Raw genomic sequence first — 26,529 nt, forward strand, 5'->3', positions numbered from 1 at the left:
CTCCCTTTTCTTATGAATTAAAATATACACAAATGCGGCAGCTATTCATTTCTTGGATCGGAATATCCATGTCATAAATCTCTTTTAACGCATTCGAATTAATGATTTCATGTGTTGGACCGTCCTTTACTACACGTCCATTTTTCAATGCAACAATATAATCAGAGTATACAGATGCAAAGTTGATGTCGTGCAGCACAATCACAACTGTTTTACCAAGCTCTGTTACAAGCTTACGTAAAATCTTCATAATTTGAACAGAATGCTTCATATCTAAATTATTTAAAGGTTCATCTAACAGTATATATTCTGTGTCTTGTGCAATAACCATTGCGATAAAAGCACGTTGGCGTTGCCCACCAGAAAGCTCATCTAAATAGTTATTTTCTAAGTCTTTTAAATTCATATACTCAATTGCTTGGTCCACCATTTTTATATCTTCCGCATTCAATCGTCCCTTGGAATAAGGAAAACGACCAAATGACACTAATTCTCGAATTGTTAAACGTACATTCATATAATTCGATTGTTTTAATATTGAAATGCGTTTTGAGAACTCATCGGATTTCCATTTACGAACATCTGATTTATCTAATAAAACCTCGCCTGTGTCTGCATCCAATAATCGACTCACCATTGACAAAAGTGTTGATTTTCCTGCACCATTTGGTCCAATAAACGAAGTAATTTTACCCGGCTGAATGTTTACACTTACATTGTCTACAACTGGCTTTTTACCAAAGTACTTAGTTATCTCTTTTACTTGGATCATACTGAAGCTCGACTCTCCTTTAGTAATAAATAAATGAAGTAAATCCCACCGATAAAGTTAATAATTACGCTAAGCGTTGTATCGAATGTAAAAATACGTTCAACAATCCACTGTCCGCCGATTAAAGCTACTAAACTCATTAGACTAGCACCAACAATGAGCACAGAATGCTTATACGTATTAAAGTATTGGTAAGATAAATTCGCAACTATCAACCCAAAGAATGTAATAGGTCCTACAAGTGCTGTTGAAGTAGCTATTAGAATTGCTGATAGTACAAGCATACTTTTCACAATTTTATCGTAGTTCACACCTAGGTTAATCGCATTATCACGACCTAGTGACAGCACATCTAATTCTCGAATTACTCGCCAGCCATATATAATCGTTAAGACAATAATGACCATCGCTAGCCATACCAAATCTCCATTCACATTATTAAAACTTGCGAACATCTTATTTTGTAAACTAGTAAATTCATTCGGATCAATAAGCACTTGCATAAAAGTCGTTATACTTCCTAAAAATGTTCCAATTATAATACCAACAAGAAGTAAGAAATAAATTGGACGTTTTCCTGCATTAAACAAGAAACGATAAAGTAAAAGTGCAAATACAATCATCGCTATAACAGAAATAAAGAAATTATAATTTTTGTTAATAACTAAGATCGACATTGAACCGAAAAAGTAATAAATAACTGTTTGAACTAACATGTATAACGAGTCGAGACCCATTACGCTTGGCGTTAAAATTCGGTTATGTGTAATTGTTTGGAAAATTACTGTTGAATATGCAATTGCGACTCCTGTTAATGCCATCGCCAATACTTTAATCGCTCGACGTGGCAACGCGTAATCATAGCTTCCATTCAACCCCTGAAATAAATACAATGCGGTAAAGATGATTGCTATAACTAATAGAATGAGCATTTTTGTTCTGTTACGCATATGCTTTCCCCCTAAACAACAAGAATAGGAAGATTGCACTTCCGATAACACCAACCGTCATGCTAATCGGGATTTCGTATGGAAAAATTAGAACTCTACCTAAAATGTCACATGCTAACAAGAAGATGACTCCAAGCAGTGCTGTATGTGGAAGCGTTTTTTCTAAATGGTCCCCTTTAAAAATGGATACAATATTCGGGATGATTAATCCTAAAAACGGGATCATACCTACTGTTAATACAACAGTAGTAGAAATTAATGCAACTAGCACCAAACCTAAATTCATCACTTTCTTGTAAGATAGACCAAGGTTTTTTGCAAAATCTTCACCCATTCCTGCAACAGTGAATCGATTTGCATAGAAGTAAGCAATGATAAGGACCGGTATACTTATGTAAAGCAGTTCATATCTGCCTTTTAAAATTAAGGAGAAATCCCCTTGTAGCCAAGCAGTTATGTTTTGAATAATATTCGATTTGTAAGCAAAAAACGTCGTAATAGAAGATAAAATATTCCCAAACATTAGTCCAACTAGTGGAATAAATATCGCATCTTTAAATTTAATACGATTTAGTATTTGCATAAATAATAGTGTGCCTGCTAATGCAAAGATAAATGCAAAGGATAACTTCTGCATATATGTAGCATTTGTAAATACTAACATCGAAATTAAAATCCCCAGACGAGTCGCATCAAGCGTACCTGCTGTAGTAGGCGATACGAATTTGTTTCTACTAAGACTTTGCATAATTAAACCTGCAATGCTCATCCCTGCACCAGCAAGTATTATGGCAATTAGTCTTGGTACTCGACTAATAAGAAATATTTGTGTCTCTTCTGAAGTGAAATCGAACAAATCACGTGGTGAAATTCTCGTTACACCTACAAAGAGAGATAAAAGAGAAAGTACGACTAGCACAATTACAAGATATCTTTTTTTCATAACTATCCTCAACAATCTTTTTTGTAAGGTGGTGATAGTGAAAATCATTATCATTTACTCGCAAATTTAATTATAGCATTATACTAATACAAGTCAACGGTTAAATGAAAATGATTTTCAATTGATAATACACCTACATGCCACTTTAGCTTATTTTAATTCCATCATTCATCTTACTATAAATAATCGTAAAATATAAAAAACTGCTCCAATTGTCGCTTTTTCGCAACAATTGGAGCAGTCTTCACTTTTTAGATTTCTACTGCGCTATCAATCACTTCTTGTGGAATGACAATTTCATCAATCTTATTGAAATTAGAGAAGTCAAATTTGACATTTTGTTTCATATTCGCTTTTTCCCCAACTATCATCATATCCACATCAAGAATAAAATCTAGTTTGTTCATTTGGAAAGAATCTTTGTCGATGTGAATTAAGTAATTTAAAGAAAAAGAATTAATTGTCATATCCATAGTCAGTACCTTTTGATCTCCAACCATGTTTTGGAGAATCGCTTCATTCACTTGTTCTTGTACTAGCTTCTTAAATTTTTCTCCAGATTCTTCAAGCGTTAGAATGTATTTCTTTTTATCTTGTTCAAATGTAAAGTCTTCGAGATAACTTTCAATTGTTGTCAATTGAGAAACTGGAGTGTATTGATCTACAGCACCCGTTAGTTGCTCCATCATTTCTTGAGGAAGCTTCATCCATTGTTTCGATGTCCCCTCATACATATAGGAAGCATCTTTTGTTATGTAACTTTCTATATCCACAACTTGGTTTTTGCCATGCACTGTGGTAGTTTGATAAATTTGCATTGGCTCTATAATATATTTCATGTCCATTAAAGAGCTATAGTCTAAATTCGCATTTTGCTTAGGCATTTGCATTGTTTGTTTCATATCTACTACCACTTTTACGCTTTCTAGCTCTTCCGATACTTTTATAGACTTATCATATACTTCCTTTAGTGTTAACTTACTTGTTTCTGTTACATTTGTTTCTTTTGTTGGGGTAGTTGTCTCATTACAAGCAACTAAACCTAAAGATAACGCAGGTATAGCTAAAAATGTTGTCCATTTCTTCATATCAGTTATCTCCCCTTATTTACCATATTATAACTATGCATAATGATAAATGGAAGAGATTCAATTATTTTGTTAATGGATCCCGCGCATTTATTTTTGAATAAGTGGGTTTAACACATAAAGTTTTTATGCCACTTTATCTTATTTTAATTCGATCATTCAACTTACTATAAATAATCGTAAAATATAAAAGACTGCTCCAATTGTCGCTTTTTCGCAACAATTGGAGCAGTCTTCACTTTTTAGATTTCTACTGCGCTATCAATCACTTCTTGTGGAATGACAATTTCATCTATTTTATTGAAATTGGAGAAATCAGATTTGACGTTTTGTTTCATATTCACTTTTTCTCCATCTATCATCATATCCATATCAAGTACTAAATCTACTTTGTTCGTTTGGAAAGAATCTTTGTCGATGTGGATTAAGTAATTTAAGGAATTAATCGTCATGTCCATATTCATTTCCTCTTGATCTCCAACCATGTTTTGGAGTGTTTCATTCACTTGCGCTTGTACTAGCTTCGTGAATTTTTCTCCAGAGGCTTCAAGCGTTAGAATGTAATTCTTTTTATCTTGTTCAAATGTAAAGTCTTCGAGATAGCTTTCAATTGTTTTCAATTGAGCAACTGGATTGGATTGATCTGTAGCACTCATCAGTTGCTCCATCATTTCTTGAGGAAACTTCATCCATTGTTTCGTTGTTCCCTCGTACATATAGAAAGCATCTTTTGTTATGTAACTTTCTATATCCATGACTTGATCTTCCATTTCATCAGCGCCAAGCATTGTAGTAGTTCCCTTTTGATAAATTTGCATTGGCTCGATAATGTATTCCATGTCCATTATTGAGCTAAAGTCTAAATTCAAATCTTGATCAGGTAAATGCATAGTTTGTTTCATATCTACGACAGCTTTAACACTTTTTAGCTCTTCCGATACTTTTATAGACTTATCATATACTTCCTTTAGTGTTAGCTTACTTGTTTGTGTTACATCTGTTTCTTTTGTTGGGGTAGCTGTCTCATTACATGCAGCTAAACCTAATGATAACGTGGCTACAGCTAAAAGTGTTGTCCATTTCTTCATATCAGTCATCTTCCCTTCTTTTTCATATAATAACTATACGAAACAAGAAATGGAAAAGTTTCAATTATTTTATTAATGGATTCCACGCATTTGTTTTTGAATCAGTGGGTTTAATACATAAAGTAATAATCCTATTCCTAGTGCAATTACACCAATAACACCAAAATACACTATTTCAGTTTCTGGCTTATACAGTTTTACTACTTGTGCATTGATTGCTTGTGCAGATGCATTCGTTAAAAACCATAAACTCATTGTTTGGGCAGCAAAAGCAGCAGGGGCCAGTTTTGTTGTTGCAGATAATCCGACTGGCGATAGCAATAACTCACCTATAACAACTAAAAAGAAACTTAATACAAGCCAAAACGGACTAACTAGCGTATCTGTTCCGTTCATGTAAGCAGGAATAATCATGACAATAAAGGATAGTCCAGCAAAAAATAATCCATACGCAAATTTTCTAGGTGTGGAAGGCTGTCTATCTCCAAGTTTTACCCATATCCAAGCAAATACAGGAGCCAATGTAATGATGAAAAGAGGATTCAACGATTGAAACCAAGCAGGTGAAATTTCAAATGATCCAATCATTAAGTCTACTCGTTCATCTGCATATTGCGCTAAAATATTCGATCCTTGTTCTTGAATCGCCCAGAACATCATGGCAGCAACAAATAACGGAATATAAGCAAGCAATCTTGACTTCTCATCTGCTGTAGATTTAGAACTACGGTACATAACTATAAAATAAATTGTCGGTATAACAATACCTAAAATAGAGACTGTCATCGTAAATAGTTCAATTGTCAAAATACCTTGTTGGACTAATATAAATCCAACTACAAGCACTGCAACTAACATAATACCAATTCGTGTAAAAACTTTTTTACGTTCTTCTTTTGTCATTGGGTTTGGCACATACGAGCCTGCTAAACCAAGATATTTTTTCTTAGTTATTAAAAATACAATTAAACCTAAAGCCATCCCAACCGCTGCTATACCAAATCCTAAATGGAAATTATACTCAAGACCCACAGTACCAACGATTAAAGGAGATATAAACGCTCCCATATTAATACCCATATAGAAAATACTGAAACCGGAATCACGACGAACATCCGTCTCCGAGTATAAATCTCCGACAATGCTTGAAATATTAGGTTTTAATAAACCTGTCCCAATAATGATTAAAGCCATCGAAATAAATAATGTCGTTATACCGCTTGGGAATGCCAGCACAATATGACCGAACATAATAAGCACTCCACCGTAAAATACGGTTTTAGTAGTTCCAAGTAAGCGATCGGCTATCCAACCACCAATAATTCCGGACATATACACAAGAGAACCGTAAACAGCCATAATGGAGTTGGCCATCGTTCGATCCATGCCTAATCCACCTTGTGTTACTTCGTAATACATATAATAAATTAGGATTGCACGCATTCCATAATAAGAAAAGCGCTCCCAAAACTCCGTGAAAAATAGTGACAATAAACCTTTTGGATGCCCAAAAAATCCTTTTTGTGGTACGGATTGGACAACATCTTGTTTTGATATCATGCTTCAACCTCTTTTCTCAATGAAAACATATTATACTCTTACCCTCTTTTTTTTGTCAAAAAACATCCAAATATTTCGACTTCTGAAATTTTTCGTTATAATATATTTTATGACAAGGGAAGGAGTAGATTTTGTGCTAAAAAAGTTTTTTTCATTTTACAAACCACATAAACGATTATTTGTCATCGACTTTTCAAGTGCTGTAATCGTTGCAATTTTAGAGCTTGCTTTTCCAGTAGCAGTTCAATGGTTTATCGACGGATTGCTACCTACAGGCGATTGGAATATGATTGTTAAAATAAGCATTCTGCTTTTACTCGTATATATGTTAAGTACGTTTCTCAATTATGTTGTCAGTTATTTAGGACATAAACTGGGGATTAATATCGAGACAGATATGAGACAGCAATTATTTAACCATGTTCAACGGCAGTCCTTCCGTTTTTTTGACAATACTAAAACAGGGCATATTATGAGTCGTATTACGAATGATTTATTCGATATCGGAGAACTCGCTCACCATGGGCCAGAAGATTTATTTATTGCGATTATGACGATCATCGGCGCGTTTACGATTATGTTCAACATTAACCCTGAACTTGCGATAATTGCTATCATCATGGTTCCGTTCTTGTCCATCGTTGCAACATACGGAAATATTATGATGAACAGAGCATGGAAAAACATGTACGGAAAAATTGCAGATGTCAATGCTCGAGTCGAAGATAGTGTATCCGGAGTTCGTGTCGTACAGTCATTTACAAACGAAAAATTTGAAATTGCTCGCTTTCAAGAGGATAATGGACAATTCCGTTTAGCAAAACTTGCTGCTTATAAAGTAATGGCCGGAACACATTCGAGCATTTACATGATGACAAGACTAGTAACATTAGTTGTACTAGTTGTAGGTGCATGGTTTTCTTTTAACGATAAACTTTCTTATGGAGAGTTTGTAAGTTTCATACTGTTTGTCAATGTACTGATCAAACCTGTTGATAAAATTACGGCACTTTTAGAATTGTATCCAAAGGGAATGGCAGGATTTAAACGATTCCTTGAGCTAATTGAACAAGAGCCTGAAATTAAAGATCGTCCAGATGCAATTAGTGTCTCTCATTTGAATGGAGATATTACATTCGAGAATGTCAGCTTCCGTTATGATGAGCATAAATCTGTGTTAGAAGATATAAACTTATCGATAAAAGCGGGAGAAACCGTTGCATTTGTTGGTCCGTCCGGTGCAGGGAAAACAACCATCTGCTCATTGATTCCCCGATTTTACGATGTCAATGAAGGTGCTATATCGATTGATGGGTTAAACATTCAAGATATAACGATGAATTCATTGCGCTCTCAAATTGGAATAGTCCAACAAGATGTATTTTTATTTACAGGTACGATTCGAGAAAATATTGCTTATGGTAAGAAGGATGCAACAGAGCAGGAAATTCAAGATGCAGCAAATAAAGCTCATTTGGAGGATTTCATTTCATCTCTTCCAGAAGGATATGATACGCAGATTGGTGAGCGAGGACTTAAATTATCTGGAGGACAAAAGCAACGTCTTGCAATTGCACGTATGTTTTTGAAAAATCCTCCTATCCTTATACTGGATGAGGCGACTTCTGCACTTGATACAGAAACAGAAAAGATTATCCAAAAGTCCTTAATGGAGCTTGCAGAAAATCGGACAACTCTTATTATTGCACATCGTTTGGCAACCATACGTGATGCAGATCGAGTTATTGTTGTAACCGAAAATGGTATAGCAGAAGATGGTTCTTACAGTGAATTAGTGGAGCAGGATGGAATTTTTGCAAGATTGCATAATATCCAATTCCAAGAAGTATAAGCCTACTAACTTTGGATGCGAACGCACAAAACAAGAAAAGGTTGCTCCTTTGTAGTGTTAAACTACGGTGGAGACAACCTTTTTGTATGAACAAATCTTAACTTTATACGTTTTCACTATCCTATTTCCCAAATATTACTGTATGAAAATAAATTCTTGAAACCGATTATAATCAGACTTTTTCAATTCTACTTTGACAACCGTACCTTCTTCTTCATAGGAGGTATCTTTTACGGATGCAAACTCGTTTAAATAGGACACGATATCCCCTCTTTCGAACGGCAACAGCATTGTACATTGAACGTAATCAGAGAAAATATGTTTTTTAATAATGTCTAGCAGTTCATCAAGCCCTGCTCCTTCTTTCGCAGAAATCCATATATTATCTCCCGCAATATGTGGATACTTCATTTCTGCAAGATCCGATTTATTGTATACATAAATAGTTGGTACATCTTTTACACCAACAGCAAGTAATGTTTCGTTCGTAATATCCATCATATATCGGTGTTCGTCATTGGAAACATCGACTACATGTAACAACAAATTCGCATCGCGAGCTTCCTCTAAAGTAGAGCGAAACGCCTTTACAAGATGATGGGGTAGCTTACTAACGAAACCTACCGTGTCTGTTAATAAGAATTCTTTTTGATCAGGAAGCTTAATTTGACGTACAGAAGTCTCTAACGTCGCAAATAACATATCCTTTTCAAACACCTGCTTTGAGTCTACTTGACCAATTTTATGAAGAAATTGATTCATAATCGTTGATTTTCCAGCATTTGTGTATCCAACTAATGAGACTACTGGAATGGCATTTTTCTTACGCTGCTTTCTTTGAGTTTCTCGTTGGTCTTTAACATGTTCCAATTCACGCTTTAGTTTAGCGATTTGGTCTTCTATTTTTCGTCTATCAAGCTCTAGTTTGGTTTCCCCTGCACCACGGTTTTTAAATCCACCGCCAGTTCCTCCACCTTGTCTACCAAGTGAAGCTCGAAGTCCAACTAATCGTGGAAGCATATATTGCAGTTGTGCAAGCTCCACTTGCATTTGCGCTTCGTTCGACTTTGCACGACGAGCAAAAATATCTAAAATAAGCATTGTTCGGTCGATTACTTTGCATTCCAAATCTCTCTCTAAATTTCGAATTTGGGATGGAGTCAGCTCATCATTAAATATTACAAGGTTTGCTCCAGCTTCATCATAAAAGTTTTTAATCTCTTCCACTTTACCTGTTCCAACATAATGAGAAGAAGTAACCCTTTCTAGATTTTGTGTCACTTCACCGACTACTTCTACATTCAAAGCTTCAGCTAAATTATGCAATTCTTCTAATCCATATTCAAAATGTTCATCATGTTGTAAATTAACTGCTACAACAATTGCTTTTTCTATTAATTCTTCCAAACTGATTCCCCCTCTTAACGGAAAAGATAAGGTGCATGCTCGTAAATAAATGTATCTTGCTCAATACATCCATCAATATGAACCATTGCAAGTCTTTCTTTTGCTCCACTATCAAGCTTTTTAAATACTAATTTTGTATTTGACAGTAACAATGTTTGTTCATCTTGTTCAGTTATATCAAAATATCTTTTCCACTTTTTCATTACTTCCCTTGGACTCTTTACATGAAACTCACAAGCAGAAATAGATAATTCCACATTACTTGCATTGATTGTTCCATCTTCCTGAAGTAGTTGATAACGTTCAAGATCACTCTCTTCCCATTCAATGAAAAATGGAGTTGGCAAGTCATCACTTACTTCTTCTTTTACAAATAGCATTTTCCATTTACGTACTAAACCACTCGCTGTTTTTCTTTCAGCATGTAAAACTCCAGATGTTTCTATACATTTTAATTCAAGCTGTTGACATAATTCATTTATTTCCGTAGTACGAATGCATATCGTTCCGAATCCCGGACTGTTTTTGATATCATGTAATAGTAAATTTACTAATGGATGATTAGCGTTCTTTGCAATTTCCTCATGCTCAATTGCAAGCCATTCTATATAGCTAGTTTTTGTATAAAGAAGTGCATTATACGTGCCCCAATGAGTATGTTGTCCTCCAACAACTGCATGAAATCCTTTTGCGTTCCAGTCCTCTGCCACTTCTTCTGGTTTTTTTGTAACGTGATGAACAATATGATCTAAATACATCATTGCACCTCTAGTCCATTTTATTTCTATAGTTTTCCTTTTAATCAGTATACATCAAATGAAAAAAAGCATCGATTTATTATCAATGCTTGGACCGTGGACGAACTCAAGAAATTTCAGTTTTCCTCCAGTTCCAATAATTCGACGTTGCCAAATGGGGTTGTCCAATAGCCAATTATAAGAAAGTCGTTGAAACGGCTCCCTTTCCGTGGGCGTTGCCTTAGCCTCCTCGCTGCGCTGCGGGGTCTTCGACTAACGCTATTCCCGCTGGAGTGTCGCCTTTTTCAACGATTTTTTAGAATTGAAGAAGTCCTTTTAATTCGACTATGCTATATGAGGTTGTTCAATAGCCAATTAATAAGAAAGTCGTTGAAACGGCTCCCTTTCCGCGGGCGTTGCCTTAGCCTCCTCGCTGCGCTGCGGGGTCTTCGACTAACGCTATTCCCGCTGGAGTGTCGCCTTTTCCAACGATTTTCTAGAATTGAAGAAGTCCTTTTAATTCGACTGTGCTATATGAGATTGTCCAATAGCCAATTAATAAGAAAGTCGTTGAAACGGCTCCCTTTCCGGAGGCCACTGAAAAACAAAAATTCAGAAAATAAAGTCACCACTTGAGAAGTATATTTGTATCAAAATTGGCATGACGTCCCCATAAACACCCTAAAAAGTGAAGGAATTATGGGATTTCGTTTTTATTTTTTGAAAAAAAGTGACTTTTTCAGTGGCCTCCCTTTCCGCGGGCGTTGCCTTAGCCTCCTCGCTGTACTGCGGGGTCTTCGACTAACGCTATTCCCGCTGGAGTGTCGCCTTTTTCAACGATTTTCTAGAAATGAAAAAGTCCATAATAGTCAACTACTGTTTGAGATTTATATTCTCAAGTTGGTCGACCAAGCATTGATTTTTTACCTTTAAAATGTTTAACAGTCTATATCTGTCTATTTCCTGGGAAATATGTCGAGATACTTTTTAAACCTCTACCCTTTCCTTCGACATTTCTCTAAGTAGGAATTTTTGAATTTTACCAGAAGCAGTCATTGGATATGTATCCGTAAATTCAACGTATTTCGGTATTTTATGAAATGATATTTTCCCTTTACAATACTCCTTTAATTGTTCTGAAGTTAGATGTTCACCAGTCTTCAAAATAACCCATGCCATTAGTTCTTCTCCGAATTTTGGATCAGGCACTCCAACTACTTGCACATCCTGAATGGATGGATGTTGATATAAAAACTCTTCAACTTCTTTTGGATATATATTTTCCCCTCCGCGAATGACCATATCTTTAATACGTCCAGTAATATCGATATAACCATCTTCATCCATTACAGCAATATCTCCAGTGTGTAACCAACCATTGGAGTCTATCGTAGAATTTGTAGCTTCCTCATTTTTGTAATAGCCCTTCATAACGAGGTAACCTCTTGTACATAATTCCCCTGGTACTCCGGCTGGTGTATCTTCCCCTGTTACTGGATCAATAATTTTCACTTCAACTCCAGGATGTGCTTGTCCAACAGTGGATACTCGCTTCTCAATCGAGTCATCTGTTTTCGATTGCGTAATAACTGGAGAAGATTCTGTTTGGCCATAGGCAATCGTAATTTCGGATGCTCCCATATCTTCCATTACCTTTTTCATCACTTCGATTGGACAAATTGACCCAGCCATAATTCCAGTTCGCAGAGAAGACAAATCAAACTTAATAAAATCAGGATGATTCAACTCTGCGATAAACATCGTTGGTACACCATGTAATGCTGTGCATTTTTCATCTTGCACCATTTGCAACACTTTTCCTGCATCAAATTGCTCGACAATGACCATAGTTGTGCCATGAGTTACAGAAGCAATCGTTCCCATTACACAACCGAAGCAATGAAAGAATGGGACAGGTATGCATAGTCGATCGCGGTCTGAAAGATGTATATAATCTCCTACAAGTTGACCGTTATTGACAACATTCTTATGCGTCAGCATTACCCCTTTTGGAAAGCCAGTAGTTCCAGATGTATATTGAATATTTATTACTTCATCATTCGATAATGATTCCAAAGCATTGTTTAGAACTTCATCGGAAACACCCTCTGCGTGAGCTATTAACTCTGACCATGTATAAATTCCTCGATAGTCGTTTTCACTCATTACAATGACACGTTTAAAATGCGGAAGTTTATCGGATTGTATTTTACCTTTTTCCGCGATTTCAATTTCTTTGCATACAGCTTTTAGAATATCTATATACGATGTTCCTTTATATGACTCACATAAAATAAGTGTTGTCGCGTCAGATTGCTGTAATAAGTATTCTAATTCCTTTTCTTGATAGTTCGTGTTTACTGTAATGAGAACAGCACCCATTTTCCCAGTTGCAAACTGGCTAAGTAACCATTCCCTTTTATTGTCCGACCAAATAGCAACATGCTCTCCTTTTTGAATTCCCATGCCGATAAATGCTTTTGCTAGTTCGTCAGTCTCTTTGTCAAACTCCTGATATGTTTTACGAATACCATGTTCTGGATATATATAAGCCTCTGTTTCCGGAAACTTTCTTGCGGCATCTTTGACGATTGCTCCTACTGTTTTTTCATTTAACAAACAAATCTCCCCTTTGAATGTTATTTCCTATTTTATTATACTATCATAAAATTCAGATAAAATAGACTTTTACTTATCTGATTGACAGAACGCTAAAACATGATAAAATTCTAATTACTTCATCGCTTCAAAGCGTTGAATTACGAAAGTAATACATACGAGTGATTGTCCTAGTAATCTACACGCATACAGAACCAAGAGACTGAACGGTTGGTGGAAGTTCAGGTAGCATGACGGATGAATTACAGCAATCTAGTAAGCTCGTTTAATGAAGTGGTTGAACAAAAGAATTGTTCAACAAATAGGGTGGTACCGCGGAGTTTTCCTTCGTCCCTAGCTATAGGGATTGAAAGGATTTTTTTCATTCCTAAAAACTAAACAATTAGGAGGATTTACAATGTTTCGCATTCGCTCGAAAATATCGCCTTCATTTTTGGAGGCAGCTCTAATTACTTCAATAATCGTTATTTCCATGGCAGTTTGTATTATCAAATTTGATGCCGTGCCACATATGCCTATTTTATTGGCAATTCTTTTACTCATGACTTACGGACTGATTAAGAAAGTCCCTTTCAAACAACTAGAGGAAGGGCTCATTGAAGGTTCAAAAGCTGGTCTAGGAGCTATCTTCATCTTTTTCTTTATTGGTATCTTAATTAGTAGTTGGATGATGGGTGGAACGATTCCAACACTTATATTCTTAGGTTTCCAATTTATTTCTCCACATTTTTTCTTTGCGATTGTGTTTTTTATCACTTGTATCGTTGGTCTCTCCATCGGAAGCTCTTTAACAACAGTCGCAACGGTTGGTGTTGCTTTTATTGGAATGGCAAGTGCTATGGATATTTCTTTAGCTATTACAGCTGGTGCAGTCGTTTCAGGTGCTTTTTTTGGAGATAAAATGTCACCGTTATCTGATACTACCAATCTTGCATCCGGTATCCTACAAGTTGATTTATTCGAACATATTCGAAATATGGGATGGACAACGATTCCAGCATTTTTTATATCGCTCGTTGGATACGCAATCATTTCTCCCAATAAAGAAATACAAGAGCTTGATCAAATAAAAGTTTTCCAAGAAGGACTACTTCAAACAGGTATGATTCATTGGTATACATTACTCCCAATTGTTCTACTTGTTATACTTTCTATAAAAAAAGTTCCTGCTATTATTGCTCTAGCTTTGACTTCGATAGCAGCAATTTGTATTTCCTATTTCTTTCAATATATTTCTTTTGGAGAAGTACTGAATATATTATTTAACGGCTATACATCTAATACAGGAATTGAGACAATCGACTCGCTGCTTACTAGAGGCGGTATTAATAGCATGATGTTTACAATAGGACTAGTTATACTCGCTTTAAGCATGGGTGGACTTTTATTTACACTTGGCATAGTGCAAAGTTTACTTATGAAAATAGAAAGTGTATTAAAGAGTGTTGGTTCTGTTATTATGGCCGCAGCATTTACAGGTATAGGTGTGAATACGCTAATAGGAGAGCAGTATTTATCCATTTTACTTACTGGTGAATCATTTCAGGCTCAATTTCAAAAAGTCGGTTTAGCAAATAAGAACTTAGCTCGAGTAATGGAAGATGCAGGTACAGTCGTTAACCCGCTTGTTCCTTGGAGTGTATGCGGAATTTTTATAACAAATGTATTGACCGTATCAACGATCGATTATTTACCATTTGCGTTCTTCTGCTTACTTAGTCCAATCCTTACAATTCTATTTGGCCTGACTGGTAAAACATTAACTTACATCGAAGAAAAATAATGATTTGTACAATTAAAGCCCCATTACTTATTTGTTTAAGTAGTGAGGCTTTTATACTTTCTATTCCGTTGGGGTTTTAGGACAATCAAAAAAGTACATTATGGAGTTCGATTTCTTCTAATTAATACAGCAACTATTATTACAATAATGACTGTAATAATTGAAACCCATTTCATATCCAAAACATTTCGACTTTCTTCCAATAAGTTTTCTTGGACTGCCGGTTGTTCCATCTTTAAATTGACTTGTACAGTAGGCAATACTCCTTCACCTAATGAAGCTAGATCCTCTTCCGCATTACCGGTAGATACCTCCGTAGTTCTGCTACAAGTAATAACCGTTAATGTTCTTTCACCATACATCTCCGAATTATTCGCATACACAATGTATTCTGCATTTTCTACAAAAGGATATCCACAATCTCCACCTCCTGAGCCAGTTCTAATAATCACTTGTGATTGATCGATTCCTTTCCAGCTTTCGAGAACCTCAAATAACACGCCCTTGGTTACATAACCGTTATCTTCTTGACTTTCTTGAATTTCCATCACTTTACCACGAAACACAACTTCTGTTTGGAGCAAAGCTTTCTCTGGACTGGGGGATTCCACACATGAGCATGCTTTTGCTGTGTTAGGAAATACCATAAAGAGAAACGACAAGCATATGAAAAGATACAATAGTTGTTTAACTCTTTGAATCACTATATCCCTCCTTCATACGAAATTACTACTTATTCAAACATTCCATACATCATACTTTAACTCCTTCTTCTACTCTTAAATGTCGTTGATGTGATACACTAATTCCAAGTATCTTACGAAAAAGAAGGCGGATTTTATGGAATTTCAAGAAATGAAAGAATATTTGATAGATCAACTTTTAAATAAACAATTAATCGCAGCAACGATTAGTCAACCACGTGCTAAATCTAACGAAGTAAAACGTGTAAAACTCAAACCAATTGAAATAAAAAAGATATATCATATTCAACTAGAGTATCAATACGAACGAATTTTAAAGCATGAAAATATTACATTAGATGAACTTTCAAATTCACTGGATGAGCTGTTAGAGCAATTTCGTCAAATTCATGCAGATTTTACATCTGAAAAAGTACAAATTCAACTTTCCAAAAAGAACAAAGTTATGTGGAAATCGGAGAAAACAGACTCTGCAAAAACAGTGAACCTATCACATAATCGGAAAAAGAATTATCTTTTAGATGAAAATACTCCTTACCCTTTCCTTATCCGCTTAGGCGTACAATCTACGGATGGTAAAGTAAAAAAGCAAAAGTATGATAAATTCAAGCAAATTAATCGTTTTGTAGAGTTTATCGACGATGCGCTTGTTCACTTACCAAAGGATCGACCTGTTCGCATTCTCGATTTTGGATCAGGAAAATCGTATTTAACGTTTGCCCTTTATCACTACTTAAAAATTGAGAGAGGTCTCGATATAAAAGTAACTGGTCTTGATTTAAAAAAAGAAGTCATTGAGGAATGTGCAATAATTGCAGAAGATTTAGGCTATGATCAGCTTGAATTTTTAGTTGGAGATATTAATGATTACAACGATGAAACTGCTGTAGACATGGTTGTCACTCTGCATGCTTGTGACGTCGCAACAGATATGGCCCTTGCACGTGCAGTAAAATGGGGAGCAAGTGTAATATTAAGTGTTCCTTGTTGTCAGCACGAGTTGAATAGACAGCTTCAAGCACCAGCTCTTGATATTATGTTAAAGCATGGTCTAATAAAGGAACGTTTTGCAGCGCTTGCAACGGACTCTATCCGAGCAGAAATCTTAACCATTGTTGGCTATGAAGCACAGCTAGTCGAATTTATCGATATGGAAAACACGCCGAAAAACATATTGATACGCGCATATAAAACTGGGAAAAAGCAAACAGCTGAACAACTAAAAAGCTATCAACAGTTTAAACAGATGCTAAACGCAAACCCGTTTTTGGAAAATGAACTAAAAGAGTATATGTAATATGTCCCTATGATAAGAACAATTCAGAATTGTATTCGAACTGTTTCTGACATTGGTAAAAATCAATATTTTACTGGAGTTGAATTAATGAAAGAACCAACATTAAAAAAAGTAGCTTATGGTGTTTCGATGGCCATTGCTATTATCCTTGTTCATTTTATCGATGTACATGTTTACTCAATGCATCCTATTTTCACTTTACTTTTAGCCATTTTTATTACTTACTTAGGAATTATGTTTGTGAACAGAAACGAAAAATTCAATCAAAAAATTTCTAGAACGAAATACAATTTATTAAATGCACTAGTTGTATTTGTTCTTTTTATAGCTTATTTTTCTATAGCACAATAAAGGGGCTGTCCAATAAGTAAGAAAATTGTTGAAACGTCTCCCTTTCCGCGGGCGTTTCCTTAGCGCTGCGGGGTCTTCAGCTAACGCTATCCCGCAGGAGTGTCGCCTTTTTCAACGATTTTCTAGAAATGAAAAGGTATTTATCATCGCTTCGGAAACAACAGGATTGCTAACATAGGAAGGGGTTATCCTCAAAAGTCATTTTTCAATGATTTTCGGGACAGCCCCTTCCTTTTATAATTCTTGTCTTAATGCTTGAATTACATCAATTTTTGTTGCTTTTCTCGCCGGTCTCCACCCTGAAATCATCGCAACCCCAATGCTGATGATAGATGCTATAACAACTAGCTGCCAAGGAATTAAGGAGAACGTCATCGATAAATCTTGGAACTCCTCTTCCCCTAATGCTGATCCTACTACCATTGGCAATATCCAGTTGGCCAAAAAACTTACTGCGTACGAAATGATAACAGCCAATATTGTACCTATAATACCAATCCAGGCACTTTCCATTAAAAACAAACGCTGAATCAGTTTTGGACTAGCCCCAATCGCTTTCATGACACCTATTTCACGAGTTCGTTCTGTTACAGCCATTGTCATTGTATTGAAAATACCGATCGATGATATTAATACTGCGATGGTACCAACAAAGATAAGTCCAATTTTGAATGCCATGAAAAAGACATCTAGCTGCTCTAATTGTTCTGAAACGGAATACACGCTATACCCCATTTCTTTTAACTCTTCCGTTACCGATTTAACATGTTCTAAGCTAGAAGTATAGATTTTCGTGCTTGAGAAGAATAAGTCAGTATTCCCCTCTTCCATATTAACCTCGTACACTTCTTGTAACTTGTCCTTCCATGATTCATCTAATAATATATTCGTATCAACAATCCAATCCTTTGCAGGTTTCTCCGTTACCCCTACAATTGTAAAGTCCCATGTTTCTGAGAAAGCTTCTTCTGATTCGTAAGATTGAAGAGACATTGAAACTGTTTTCCCGATTAGTGACTCTTTGTAACCTCCAATAGGTTCAGCATCTTCTTCCGTACTCTGCTCCATTTCTTTACGTTCCGCATCCGTTAATAAGTTTTCCGCAAACTGGTAGCCTACAACGATTTCATTATCCTTTGTAGGCATACGCCCTTCGGATAGTTTAAGATTTGATTTTTCTTCTTGTGCAAAGTTAGTAAGTAGCATATTCCCTTCAAGCGAACGATTCTCTATTTGAGAAACTGCCATTGCTTCCATACGTGTTCTTTGCACAATTGCGTTTACATGCTCGACTGCTCCAATTTTGGAAATATCGAGTTCTTCTCCATCATTTGGATACACTTCCACTTCCGTAATAGCTTGATCTTCTAATATTTCTTTACGCATCGTGTCCTGTATGCCAAATCCAATCGAAGCAAGGACGATTAAAAATGCACAACCCATCGTGGCGGCAAGTATGGTCATAAATACGCGTAATTTGTTCTTCTTTATATGCTGGCTCACAAAATCGACCTGATCTTTAAATAACATAGCCCGTATCTCCTTTCACTAATTCCCCGTCACGCATTCTGAATTTACGATCTGCAATGCTTGCGACTTCTTCATCATGCGTAATAATAACGAACGTTACGCCTAGCGTTTGATTGAGATCTTGTATTAACAACAAAATATCTTGTTCCGTTTCTGAATCTAAACTACCTGTTGGCTCATCTGCAAATAAAATAGGAGGGTTTGTAATCAATGCTCGAGCAATACTAACACGCTGCTGTTGTCCTCCTGATAATTCATTTGGATAATGGTCCGCTACTTCCTCTAGTCCTACTTTTTTCAATAATTGTTTCACACTTGTTTTTCTTTTCTTCGAAGATACTCCCTTTAATTTCAATGGCAGTTCTACATTTTCAAATGCCGTTAGACCTGGCATGAGTTGAAAATTTTGAAATATGAACCCAAAATTATTTAGTCTAAACTTCGCTCTTTCGGTTTCGTTTAAAAAAGCAGTTTCTTGGCCATTCACTGTAATAGAGCCTTGTTCCGGACTCATAAAGCCTGCTATTGTATGAAGTAAAGTAGACTTACCTGATCCACTTTTCCCTACAATTGCAACGATTTCACCTTTTTCAACTTCAAAGGATAATCCTTTTAAAACAGGCACCTTCTTTTCTTTCCCTTTTTTTCCTATTAGAAATGTATGATTAACGTTCTGAACTTGTATCATTTATTTTCTCCTTCCGTTTTGCTACTTTCATAGTGTAACCATTGTTTCTTAACATTTTGGAAGGATAAAAATGAAGAATTTCTTAAGAAACTAACATAGCAAAATAATATTTTTATTTATGCAAACTTTCCACGAAGACTGTCCGTCAAATAAGTGTTACGTAATCGCGATACGGTAAAGAAAAAAGGAGCATACCCATGTCATGACTAAAAAGGAAAAATATCAACTTGTTGAAAACTATATAATTGAAAATCAAAATACATTATATCGACTTGCATACAGCTATGTGAAAAATAAAGAAAACGCACTCGATATTGTACAAGAGAGTATTTTTAAAGCATTGAAGTCCATTGATCAATTGAATGAAATCGGTTATTTGAAAACTTGGCTTTATCGAATAGTCATTAATACTTCATTAGATTTCATCAAAAAGCATGGACGCATGCAAGCAATGGACGATGATGTACTTCATTCGTTCATGCCAGAACAAAGAGATGTTGAAAAAAACTATGACTTATATGAGGCAATCGATCATTTGAAAGAGCCTTATAAAACCATAATCGTCCTACGTTATTTCGAGGATTTAAAAATCGATGAAATTGCTGAAATTCAAAACGAAAACACCAATACAATCAAAACGAGATTATACGCAGCGCTTCGAAAATTGCGAATAAAAATGGAAGAGAAGGTGGAGGCATGAAGAGGTTAAAAAACGCAAAAAAACAGTATGATGATATTGAAATTCCAAGTGAGTTACAAAGTGTAGTAGAAAAGTCTATTCAAGAGGCAAGAAGAAAACATATAAAAAATGCACCATTTAAAAAATGGGGAATCGGTGTGGCAGCTGCAGCATCCCTATTCATCGCAAGTGTGAATGTAAGTCCTGCACTAGCACAATCACTTTCTTCTGTGCCGGTACTTGGTTCAATTGTTCAAGTCGTGACAATACAAGAGATTAAAATTGCAGAAGACAGTTATAACGCAGATCTAAAAATACCAAGTGTAACAGGATTAGATAACAAAGAATTAGAAAATAGGCTAAATGAAAAATATACAGCTGAAAACAAAGCACTTTATGAAGATTTCCAAAAAGATATGGAAGCATTGAAGGAAGCAGGTGGAGGCCACCTTGGAGTAGCATCTACGTATGAAGTCGTGACGGATACAGAGGATATTCTTTCTATTAGTCGTTATGAAGTGAATACAGTTGGATCATCTTCTACAACAATGCGTACAGATACGATTGATAAGAAAAACCAGATACTAATTACATTACCAAGCTTATTTAAAGATGACGCGTATATCGAGGCTATCTCTACTTATTTAAAAGATGAAATGGCAAAACAAATGGCAAATGATTCCGATAAAACATATTGGATCGATGATAAGGAAGAAATAGGTTTCGAATTCGAAGCTATTCGCCCGGATCAAACTTTCTCCATAACTGCAGATCACAAGCTGACAATTTCTTTTGATAAATACGAGGTCGCTCCTGGTTATATGGGCGTCGTTACATTTGAGATTCCAACCGAAGTGATAGCAGAACACTTGATAAGTAACTACTATATTAAATAGAAAATTGCCCTTTGACTTTGGTTAGTCAAAGGGCTTTTTATCAACTCGATAAATATCGAGTTTGTTTTAAGTTTTTTTCAATAGAATGAAGACTAGTTGAGTACGGAAAAAGCTACTCGCTTTCTGCGGACGAATCGCTAAGCCTCCTCCTCGCTACGCTGTGGCACTGAAAAAGTGTCATTCAAATAAATTATCTATCAAATAGTCCTAAGAGAATTTAGCGCTTTGGCATTCGCTTTCCGCGGGCGAGCGACGAGCCTCCTCCTTCGCTCTGCTTCGTGCGGGGTCTCGTCTGTCTCGCTTTCCCGCAGGAGTCTCATGCGTCGCGCTAAATTCTTTAAATGATATACAGCAAATAGTTCCTATAAAAATAATAATTTTGAGTTTTTCAGTGGCCCCGCACGCTCGTGTGGGGTCTTGGACGCTTCGTTTTTCCGCAGGAGTCGAGCAGCTTTTTCCTCTACGTATCAAATAAAGGAGAACATACTGAAAAACCGTCTATTTATTAAGGTATATACTTTTGCATTTCTAGAAAATCGTTGAAAAAGGCGACACTCCTGCGGGAATAGCGTTAGTCGAAGACCCCGCAGCGAAGCGAGGAGACTGAGGCTACGCCCGCGGAAAGGGAGACGTTTCAACGATTTTCTTTTTTATTTGAATATTAGACAACCTCATCTGGATGCAGGAGCGTAGCGAAGGTACTGAAGAACTGTATATTTTTTAAGGTATATACTTTTGCATTTCTAGAAAATCGTTGAAAAAGGCGACACTCCTGCGGGAATAGCGTTAGTCGAAGACCCCGCAGCGAAGCGAGGAGACTGAGGCTACGCCCACGGAAAGGGAGACGTTTCAACGATTTTCTTATGTATTGGATTAATAAGCAACCCCATGGAGAAAACTACGGGATTAGTAGGAAAAATGGATAAATAAAAAGGTTTCGAGAATATCCAACATTCTCGAAACCTTTTGCCTTCAATTTGAATCCTAGCTTAAAAAAAATAAGCTAGGGATTTTATTTAAGATGGCATTGGTGTTTTAGTCGGTGCTGCATAGCCTTCTTTATAAGCTTCGTCGATTACGTTACGAATTTCAGTAAGAGACTTGCCTTCTTGCACCATTTTGATGGAAGCTATTGCAGTTTCTACACATGCAGCACAGCGTGTCCCATGATCATCCCAAACAACTTCTCCATTTTCTTTAATCTCATGAACAAAACAGTTAAAGTTATTTAAATGTCCAGCACTGTCTCCACAGCCACAGTAACAAGGCATCCATTTTAATACATCATGTGCTTTTGCCGCTGCTTGATAAACCAATTGCATATCTTCTGATTGATTATCTAAAAATGAAGGTAATACGTCAGTAGATGCAGTTGTCTCTTGTAGATCGCCATTTTCTAAATGTGCGATATGATCTTCGTGTTCTTCTTTACTTTCTTGTGTATTTTTCTGACCACATGCAGAAAGCACTAATAAAGAAATCAACAGTATAAATAGAATTTTTTTCATGTTATCAGAATCCTTTTCATTTTAAATCATTTTTTCCGGTCTAACGAGCTCATCGAATTTTTCTGCAGTTAGTAAATCTAGTGCTACCGCTGCTTCCTTCAATGTAGTTCCATTTTTATGCGCATGCTTTGCAATTTTTGCTGCATTTTCATAGCCGATATATGGATTTAATGCTGTTACTAGCATAAGCGAATTGTTCACATGATGCTGGATAGTTTCTACATTCGGCTCAATTCCAACTGCACAATTGTTATTAAAGCTCATAATTGCATCACTTAGTAATCCAACCGATTGCAGGAAATTATGAATGATTACTGGTTTAAAAACATTCAATTGATAATTCCCTTGGCTAGCTGCGAAACTAATCGTTGTATCATTACCCATAACTTGTGCCACAACCATAGTCATAGCTTCACTTTGTGTGGGATTTACTTTACCAGGCATAATTGAGCTTCCTGGCTCATTTTCTGGAATCGAAATTTCCCCAATACCTGAACGAGGGCCACTTGCAAGTAAACGTACATCATTTGCGATTTTCATTAAATCTGCTGCAAGTGCCTTTACTGCACCATGCACATATACAACATCATCATAGCTTGTTAAAGAATGGAACTTGTTTTTAGCAGAAGTAAATTCAATGCCTAAAGCTTTTGAAATTTCCGCGGCAACTAAATCACCGAAACCTTTTGGTGCATTCAGTCCCGTTCCAACTGCCGTACCACCGATTGCAAGCTCTTTCATATCTTGGACACTTTGAGTAATCATTTTCGCAGATTTTTCAAGCATGCGATGCCATCCACTAAACTCTTGACCAAGCGATAATGGTGTTGCATCTTGTAAATGCGTTCGTCCGATTTTCACAATATCCATGAATTGCTCAGATTTTTTCCCGAGCGTTTCTTTTAATACATTGATTGCAGGTAAAAGTTGTTGTTCTACTGCAATGACGCCTGCAATATGTAGAGCTGTAGGAAAAGTATCGTTCGAACTTTGCGATTTATTTACATCGTCGTTTGGATGAAGTCGCTCCTCGACACCTTTTTCTTCAAGAATTTGATTTCCTCTAAACGCGATAACTTCATTTACGTTCATGTTGGATTGTGTACCACTACCTGTTTGCCATACAACCAGTGGGAAGTGCTCATCTAGTTTACCAGCTAGAATTTCGTCAGATGCAGCGGAAATGGCATCCTTTTTAGCTTCTGACAAATTGCCAAGAGAGTGACTCACAATTGCTGCAGATTTTTTTAAAAGGGCAAGGCCATGAACAACACCAATCGGCATTTTCTCATTACCGATTTTAAAGTTTTCTTTAGATCTTTGCGTTTGAGCTCCCCAAAGACTATCTTGCGGAACTTTTATCTCTCCCATAGAATCATGCTCTATTCGATAAGACATTTTCTCCACTCCTTTTTATTAGGTGACTAGTATTCACACGCATTACATCTTTTTGCCATTCATTATTTTTTTCTTCTAGCATTTTTATAAATTCATCAATTACAATTGGATTAAATTGAGTTCCTCTGCCATTTTTCATTTCTTGAATTGCTTCTTCAATCGTAATAGCACCTCTATACACACGATTGGTAGTCATAGCATCAAAGGCGTCTACGACAGATACGATCGAAGCCTCCAGTGAAATTTCGTCTCCCTTTAACCCGAAAGGATATCCTTTTCCATCATACCGCTCATGGTGTTCTTCTACAATAAAAGCGGCTTGCCGTAGTCTTTCTATTTCATGATTTCGCATCATCTCTGCGCCTATTGTAGTGTGCATTTTAATAATTTTCCATTCGTCATCTGTAAGATTTCCAAGTTTATTTAATATTTCAATGGGGACGGCTAATTTTCCTATATCGTGAAAATAGGAGCCTAAACTTAAAATAGACAAACCTTCTGATTTTGGCTTTAATCTTTTCCAAAGTTCAATAGAGTAATCTCTTATTCTGGCACAATGGTGATACGTATAACCATCTACTTCTTGAATTCTTTTTGCATCGAGCTGAATAATCTCTCTTTCCGTAAAGCTCATTTCAAAATAGGAGGATGTCATTTCTAATAATATTTCTACTCCTTCTTTTGTATAGCAGGTAAAGATAGCATCGTTTTTTGTCGTATCAATCACATCGCCTGGATACAAAACGATGTTTTCACCATTTCTTTCAACCTCTAACTCACCACTAAGAATAGTGTAGCGTTCTGTAAAATCAGAACAATCATTCGGATTATAATAAATCCATGAGGTACTTTCAGGAAGCAAGGTGTATAAGGAGTATGAAATATTATTTGCATGTCCAATATAAGTAGTTACAGATTGATCCGTAATTACTCTAGACAAATGTTTTTTCATTTTTATGTCCTTCATCTGTTCTATTGTAAGTATCATTTATCCTCCATGCATTTGACAGCATTACACATTTTATTCTTATATTATACATTTTTCTACAATTAAAGAGTACTGAAAATTTAGCAAATTAAAAAAGATGACCTTTATATCACTATAAAGGCCACCTTCAAAAGTTTCACGCAGAAGTAAGAAAATCCTATTCTTATTCGTTTACTTTCCTTACTTCTTCCGTTAATTGCTCAATACTAGGACGGATATTTCCTTTTCCAGAGTAGTTTTCAAGCATTTCCTTCACATCTATTCCGGAAGATGCTTTTAATGATTCTTGTAAAGTAGACATTAAATTTGTTGCATACGAGGTCACTTTGTTTGCCCCTCCACCATCTCCGCTTCCTGTATCAACAACGGTGATTTTGTCGATGTTTGAAAGTGGACTTGCGATTTGCTTCGCATATTCCGGTAGCATATGAACAATCATATCTAATACTGCAGCTTGGCCATACATTTCAAATGCCTCTGCTATTTTACGTTTTGCTTCTGCTTCTGCAAGACCTTTTAAACGAATAACATCCGCCTCAGATTCCCCTTGCGCTCTTTGAGAATCCGCTTTTGCAAGCCCGTCTAAACGAACTTTCTCTGCATCTGCTTTTGCTTTTGCTTCGATTCGATATTTTTCAGCATCTGCTTCTGCTATCTCACGAGACTTCGCAGCTGCCGCATTTTGTTCAATAGCGTATCGATCAGCATCCGCTTTTTTCTTTACTTCGGAATCATATTGCTTTTCTCGACGTAAGATTTCTTTTTCTTCTAGTTCAATTTGCTTTTGACGCTCAATAATTCGAATTTGCATTTCTTGTTCAGTTACTTCTTGTTTAGACCTAGCAGTTTCTAGCTCATAAGCTTGGTCCGCACGTGCTTTTGCAATATCCTGCTCACGACGATACTCCGCCACTTTTAGTTGGTTCTCTTTCTCTGCCTCCGCAATTTCTGTAGCTCGCTCTAACTCAGCTCTTTGCGCATCTTTTGAGGCTTCTGCTCGTTTAATACGAGTTTCTTTTTCTGCTTCTGCCGTTGCTATATCTGCATCTCTTTTCACTTGTGCAATTCTCGGTTTCCCAAGTGAATCTAGATATCCATTTTTATCTCTAACATCTTTTATAGTAAATGAAACGATAACTAATCCCATCTTAGCTAAATCTTGAGAAGCTACACGCTGAACTTCTTGAGAAAACTTGTCACGGTTTTTATAAATTTCTTCCACTGTCATTGATCCTAATATCGAACGTAAATGACCTTCTAATACTTCCTTCGCTTCGTTTTCACGATCTTCTTTTGATTTTCCTAGAAATTGCTCAGCCGCAGTTGCAATTTCAGAAATGGAACCACCAATTTTAATAATTGCTGTTCCATCCGCCATAACAGGAACACCCTGCTCCGTGTACACTTCAGGAGTTGTAACTTCTAATTTACTCGATAGTAAACTGAGTGGTTGCCCTTGTTGAAATACGGGAAATACAAAAGTACCACCACCGCGAATTATTTTTATTCGGTTACCTGAGTCATCTTTATGTACATTTTTTGACCCTAGATAACTTCCTGTTACGATTAAAGCTTCATCTGGACCAACTGTTCGGTACTTAGTAATGTACACCGCAAGCATTATGATTATTACAAACACAACAATTCCGATTACCGTTAATAGCCCCATATCTATATTCATGCTTTTTCCC

The 26,529-nt window shown here is 36.2% G+C and carries 22 protein-coding genes; 6 read left to right on the forward strand and 16 right to left on the reverse strand.

What is annotated here, in order from left to right; translation table 11 throughout:
• Positions 1-10: 10 nt before the first annotated feature.
• The 6 genes from FG384_RS00810 to FG384_RS00835 all read right to left on the reverse strand — a co-directional run bounded on the left by FG384_RS00810 (position 11) and on the right by FG384_RS00835 (position 6,401).
• The gene (locus tag FG384_RS00810; protein ID WP_142640655.1) at positions 11-772 is read right to left on the reverse strand and encodes an iron ABC transporter ATP-binding protein; all 762 of its coding nucleotides are present in this window, start codon (positions 770-772) and stop codon (positions 11-13) included.
• Entirely contained in the window at positions 769-1,722 is a 954-nt protein-coding gene (locus FG384_RS00815; protein WP_142640656.1) for an iron chelate uptake ABC transporter family permease subunit, read from the reverse strand. The genes FG384_RS00810 and FG384_RS00815 overlap by 4 nt, the downstream gene beginning before the upstream one ends.
• A complete protein-coding gene (locus FG384_RS00820; protein WP_142640657.1) occupies positions 1,715-2,665 on the reverse strand; it encodes an ABC transporter permease in 951 nt (316 codons plus the stop codon). Before FG384_RS00820 ends, FG384_RS00815 begins: the two co-directional genes overlap by 8 nt.
• 251 nt (positions 2,666-2,916) lie before the next feature.
• Positions 2,917-3,753: a DUF6612 family protein gene (locus tag FG384_RS00825; protein ID WP_142640658.1), complete on the reverse strand. Its 837-nt coding sequence runs from the start codon at positions 3,751-3,753 to the stop codon at positions 2,917-2,919.
• Between the two features lie 242 nt (positions 3,754-3,995).
• A complete protein-coding gene (locus FG384_RS00830; protein ID WP_142640659.1) occupies positions 3,996-4,841 on the reverse strand; it encodes a DUF6612 family protein in 846 nt (281 codons plus the stop codon).
• Between the two features lie 72 nt (positions 4,842-4,913).
• Complete coding sequence (locus FG384_RS00835; protein WP_142640660.1) at positions 4,914-6,401, reverse strand: peptide MFS transporter; 1,488 nt, start codon at positions 6,399-6,401, stop codon at positions 4,914-4,916.
• Between the two features lie 133 nt (positions 6,402-6,534).
• On the opposite strand from FG384_RS00835, the gene FG384_RS00840 reads away from it, so the two are divergent.
• Complete coding sequence (locus tag FG384_RS00840; protein ID WP_142640661.1) at positions 6,535-8,253, forward strand: ABC transporter ATP-binding protein; 1,719 nt, start codon at positions 6,535-6,537, stop codon at positions 8,251-8,253.
• Positions 8,254-8,388: 135 nt separating this feature from the next.
• Here the strand turns inward: FG384_RS00840 and hflX are convergent, their stop codons facing one another.
• The 3 genes from hflX to FG384_RS00855 form a co-directional block, all read right to left on the reverse strand.
• Positions 8,389-9,660: a GTPase HflX gene (hflX, locus tag FG384_RS00845; protein WP_142640662.1), complete on the reverse strand. Its 1,272-nt coding sequence runs from the start codon at positions 9,658-9,660 to the stop codon at positions 8,389-8,391.
• A 14-nt stretch (positions 9,661-9,674) separates the two neighbouring features.
• Positions 9,675-10,418, reverse strand: a complete 744-nt coding sequence (locus tag FG384_RS00850) for a VOC family protein (RefSeq protein ID WP_240793306.1) — start codon at positions 10,416-10,418, stop codon at positions 9,675-9,677.
• Positions 10,419-11,384: 966 nt separating this feature from the next.
• Positions 11,385-13,016: an AMP-binding protein gene (locus FG384_RS00855; protein ID WP_142640664.1), complete on the reverse strand. Its 1,632-nt coding sequence runs from the start codon at positions 13,014-13,016 to the stop codon at positions 11,385-11,387.
• A gap of 397 nt (positions 13,017-13,413) precedes the next feature.
• Here FG384_RS00855 and nhaC point away from each other — a divergent pair, with 397 nt between their 5' ends.
• A complete protein-coding gene (gene nhaC, locus FG384_RS00860; protein ID WP_142640665.1) occupies positions 13,414-14,799 on the forward strand; it encodes a Na+/H+ antiporter NhaC in 1,386 nt (461 codons plus the stop codon).
• Between the two features lie 98 nt (positions 14,800-14,897).
• On the opposite strand, the gene FG384_RS00865 is transcribed toward nhaC, so the two are convergent.
• Positions 14,898-15,503, reverse strand: a complete 606-nt coding sequence (locus FG384_RS00865) for a hypothetical protein (protein WP_142640666.1) — start codon at positions 15,501-15,503, stop codon at positions 14,898-14,900.
• Positions 15,504-15,639: 136 nt separating this feature from the next.
• Between FG384_RS00865 and FG384_RS00870 the strand changes: the two genes are divergently transcribed.
• Positions 15,640-16,800, forward strand: a complete 1,161-nt coding sequence (locus FG384_RS00870; protein WP_142640667.1) for a class I SAM-dependent methyltransferase — start codon at positions 15,640-15,642, stop codon at positions 16,798-16,800.
• Positions 16,801-16,887: 87 nt separating this feature from the next.
• Positions 16,888-17,151 (forward strand): hypothetical protein, encoded by a 264-nt coding sequence (locus FG384_RS00875; protein ID WP_142640668.1) that lies wholly within the window; start codon positions 16,888-16,890, stop codon positions 17,149-17,151.
• Between the two features lie 234 nt (positions 17,152-17,385).
• On the opposite strand, the gene FG384_RS00880 is transcribed toward FG384_RS00875, so the two are convergent.
• Positions 17,386-18,681, reverse strand: coding sequence for an ABC transporter permease (locus FG384_RS00880; protein WP_142640669.1), 1,296 nt, complete (start codon positions 18,679-18,681; stop codon positions 17,386-17,388).
• Positions 18,671-19,369, reverse strand: a complete 699-nt coding sequence (locus FG384_RS00885) for an ABC transporter ATP-binding protein (RefSeq protein ID WP_142640670.1) — start codon at positions 19,367-19,369, stop codon at positions 18,671-18,673. Before FG384_RS00885 ends, FG384_RS00880 begins: the two co-directional genes overlap by 11 nt.
• Before the next feature lie 202 nt (positions 19,370-19,571).
• Between FG384_RS00885 and FG384_RS00890 the strand changes: the two genes are divergently transcribed.
• Positions 19,572-20,069, forward strand: a complete 498-nt coding sequence (locus FG384_RS00890; protein WP_142640671.1) for an RNA polymerase sigma factor — start codon at positions 19,572-19,574, stop codon at positions 20,067-20,069.
• Entirely contained in the window at positions 20,066-20,944 is an 879-nt protein-coding gene (rsiV, locus tag FG384_RS00895) for an anti-sigma-V factor RsiV (protein WP_142640672.1), read from the forward strand. The genes FG384_RS00890 and rsiV overlap by 4 nt, the downstream gene beginning before the upstream one ends.
• 1,016 nt (positions 20,945-21,960) lie before the next feature.
• Here the strand turns inward: rsiV and FG384_RS00900 are convergent.
• The 4 genes from FG384_RS00900 to FG384_RS00915 all read right to left on the reverse strand — a co-directional run bounded on the left by FG384_RS00900 (position 21,961) and on the right by FG384_RS00915 (position 26,519).
• Positions 21,961-22,452: a PCYCGC motif-containing (lipo)protein gene (locus FG384_RS00900; RefSeq protein WP_142640673.1), complete on the reverse strand. Its 492-nt coding sequence runs from the start codon at positions 22,450-22,452 to the stop codon at positions 21,961-21,963.
• Positions 22,453-22,473: 21 nt separating this feature from the next.
• Positions 22,474-23,850 (reverse strand): class II fumarate hydratase, encoded by a 1,377-nt coding sequence (gene fumC / locus FG384_RS00905; protein WP_142640674.1) that lies wholly within the window; start codon positions 23,848-23,850, stop codon positions 22,474-22,476.
• The gene (locus FG384_RS00910) at positions 23,828-24,838 is read right to left on the reverse strand and encodes an HD-GYP domain-containing protein (protein ID WP_142640675.1); all 1,011 of its coding nucleotides are present in this window, start codon (positions 24,836-24,838) and stop codon (positions 23,828-23,830) included. Before FG384_RS00910 ends, fumC begins: the two co-directional genes overlap by 23 nt.
• Before the next feature lie 163 nt (positions 24,839-25,001).
• Positions 25,002-26,519 (reverse strand): flotillin family protein, encoded by a 1,518-nt coding sequence (locus tag FG384_RS00915; protein ID WP_142640676.1) that lies wholly within the window; start codon positions 26,517-26,519, stop codon positions 25,002-25,004.
• Between the last annotated feature and the right edge of the window lie 10 nt (positions 26,520-26,529).

This window comes from Psychrobacillus vulpis (assembly GCF_006861825.1).
Lineage (GTDB): Bacteria > Bacillota > Bacilli > Bacillales_A > Planococcaceae > Psychrobacillus > Psychrobacillus vulpis.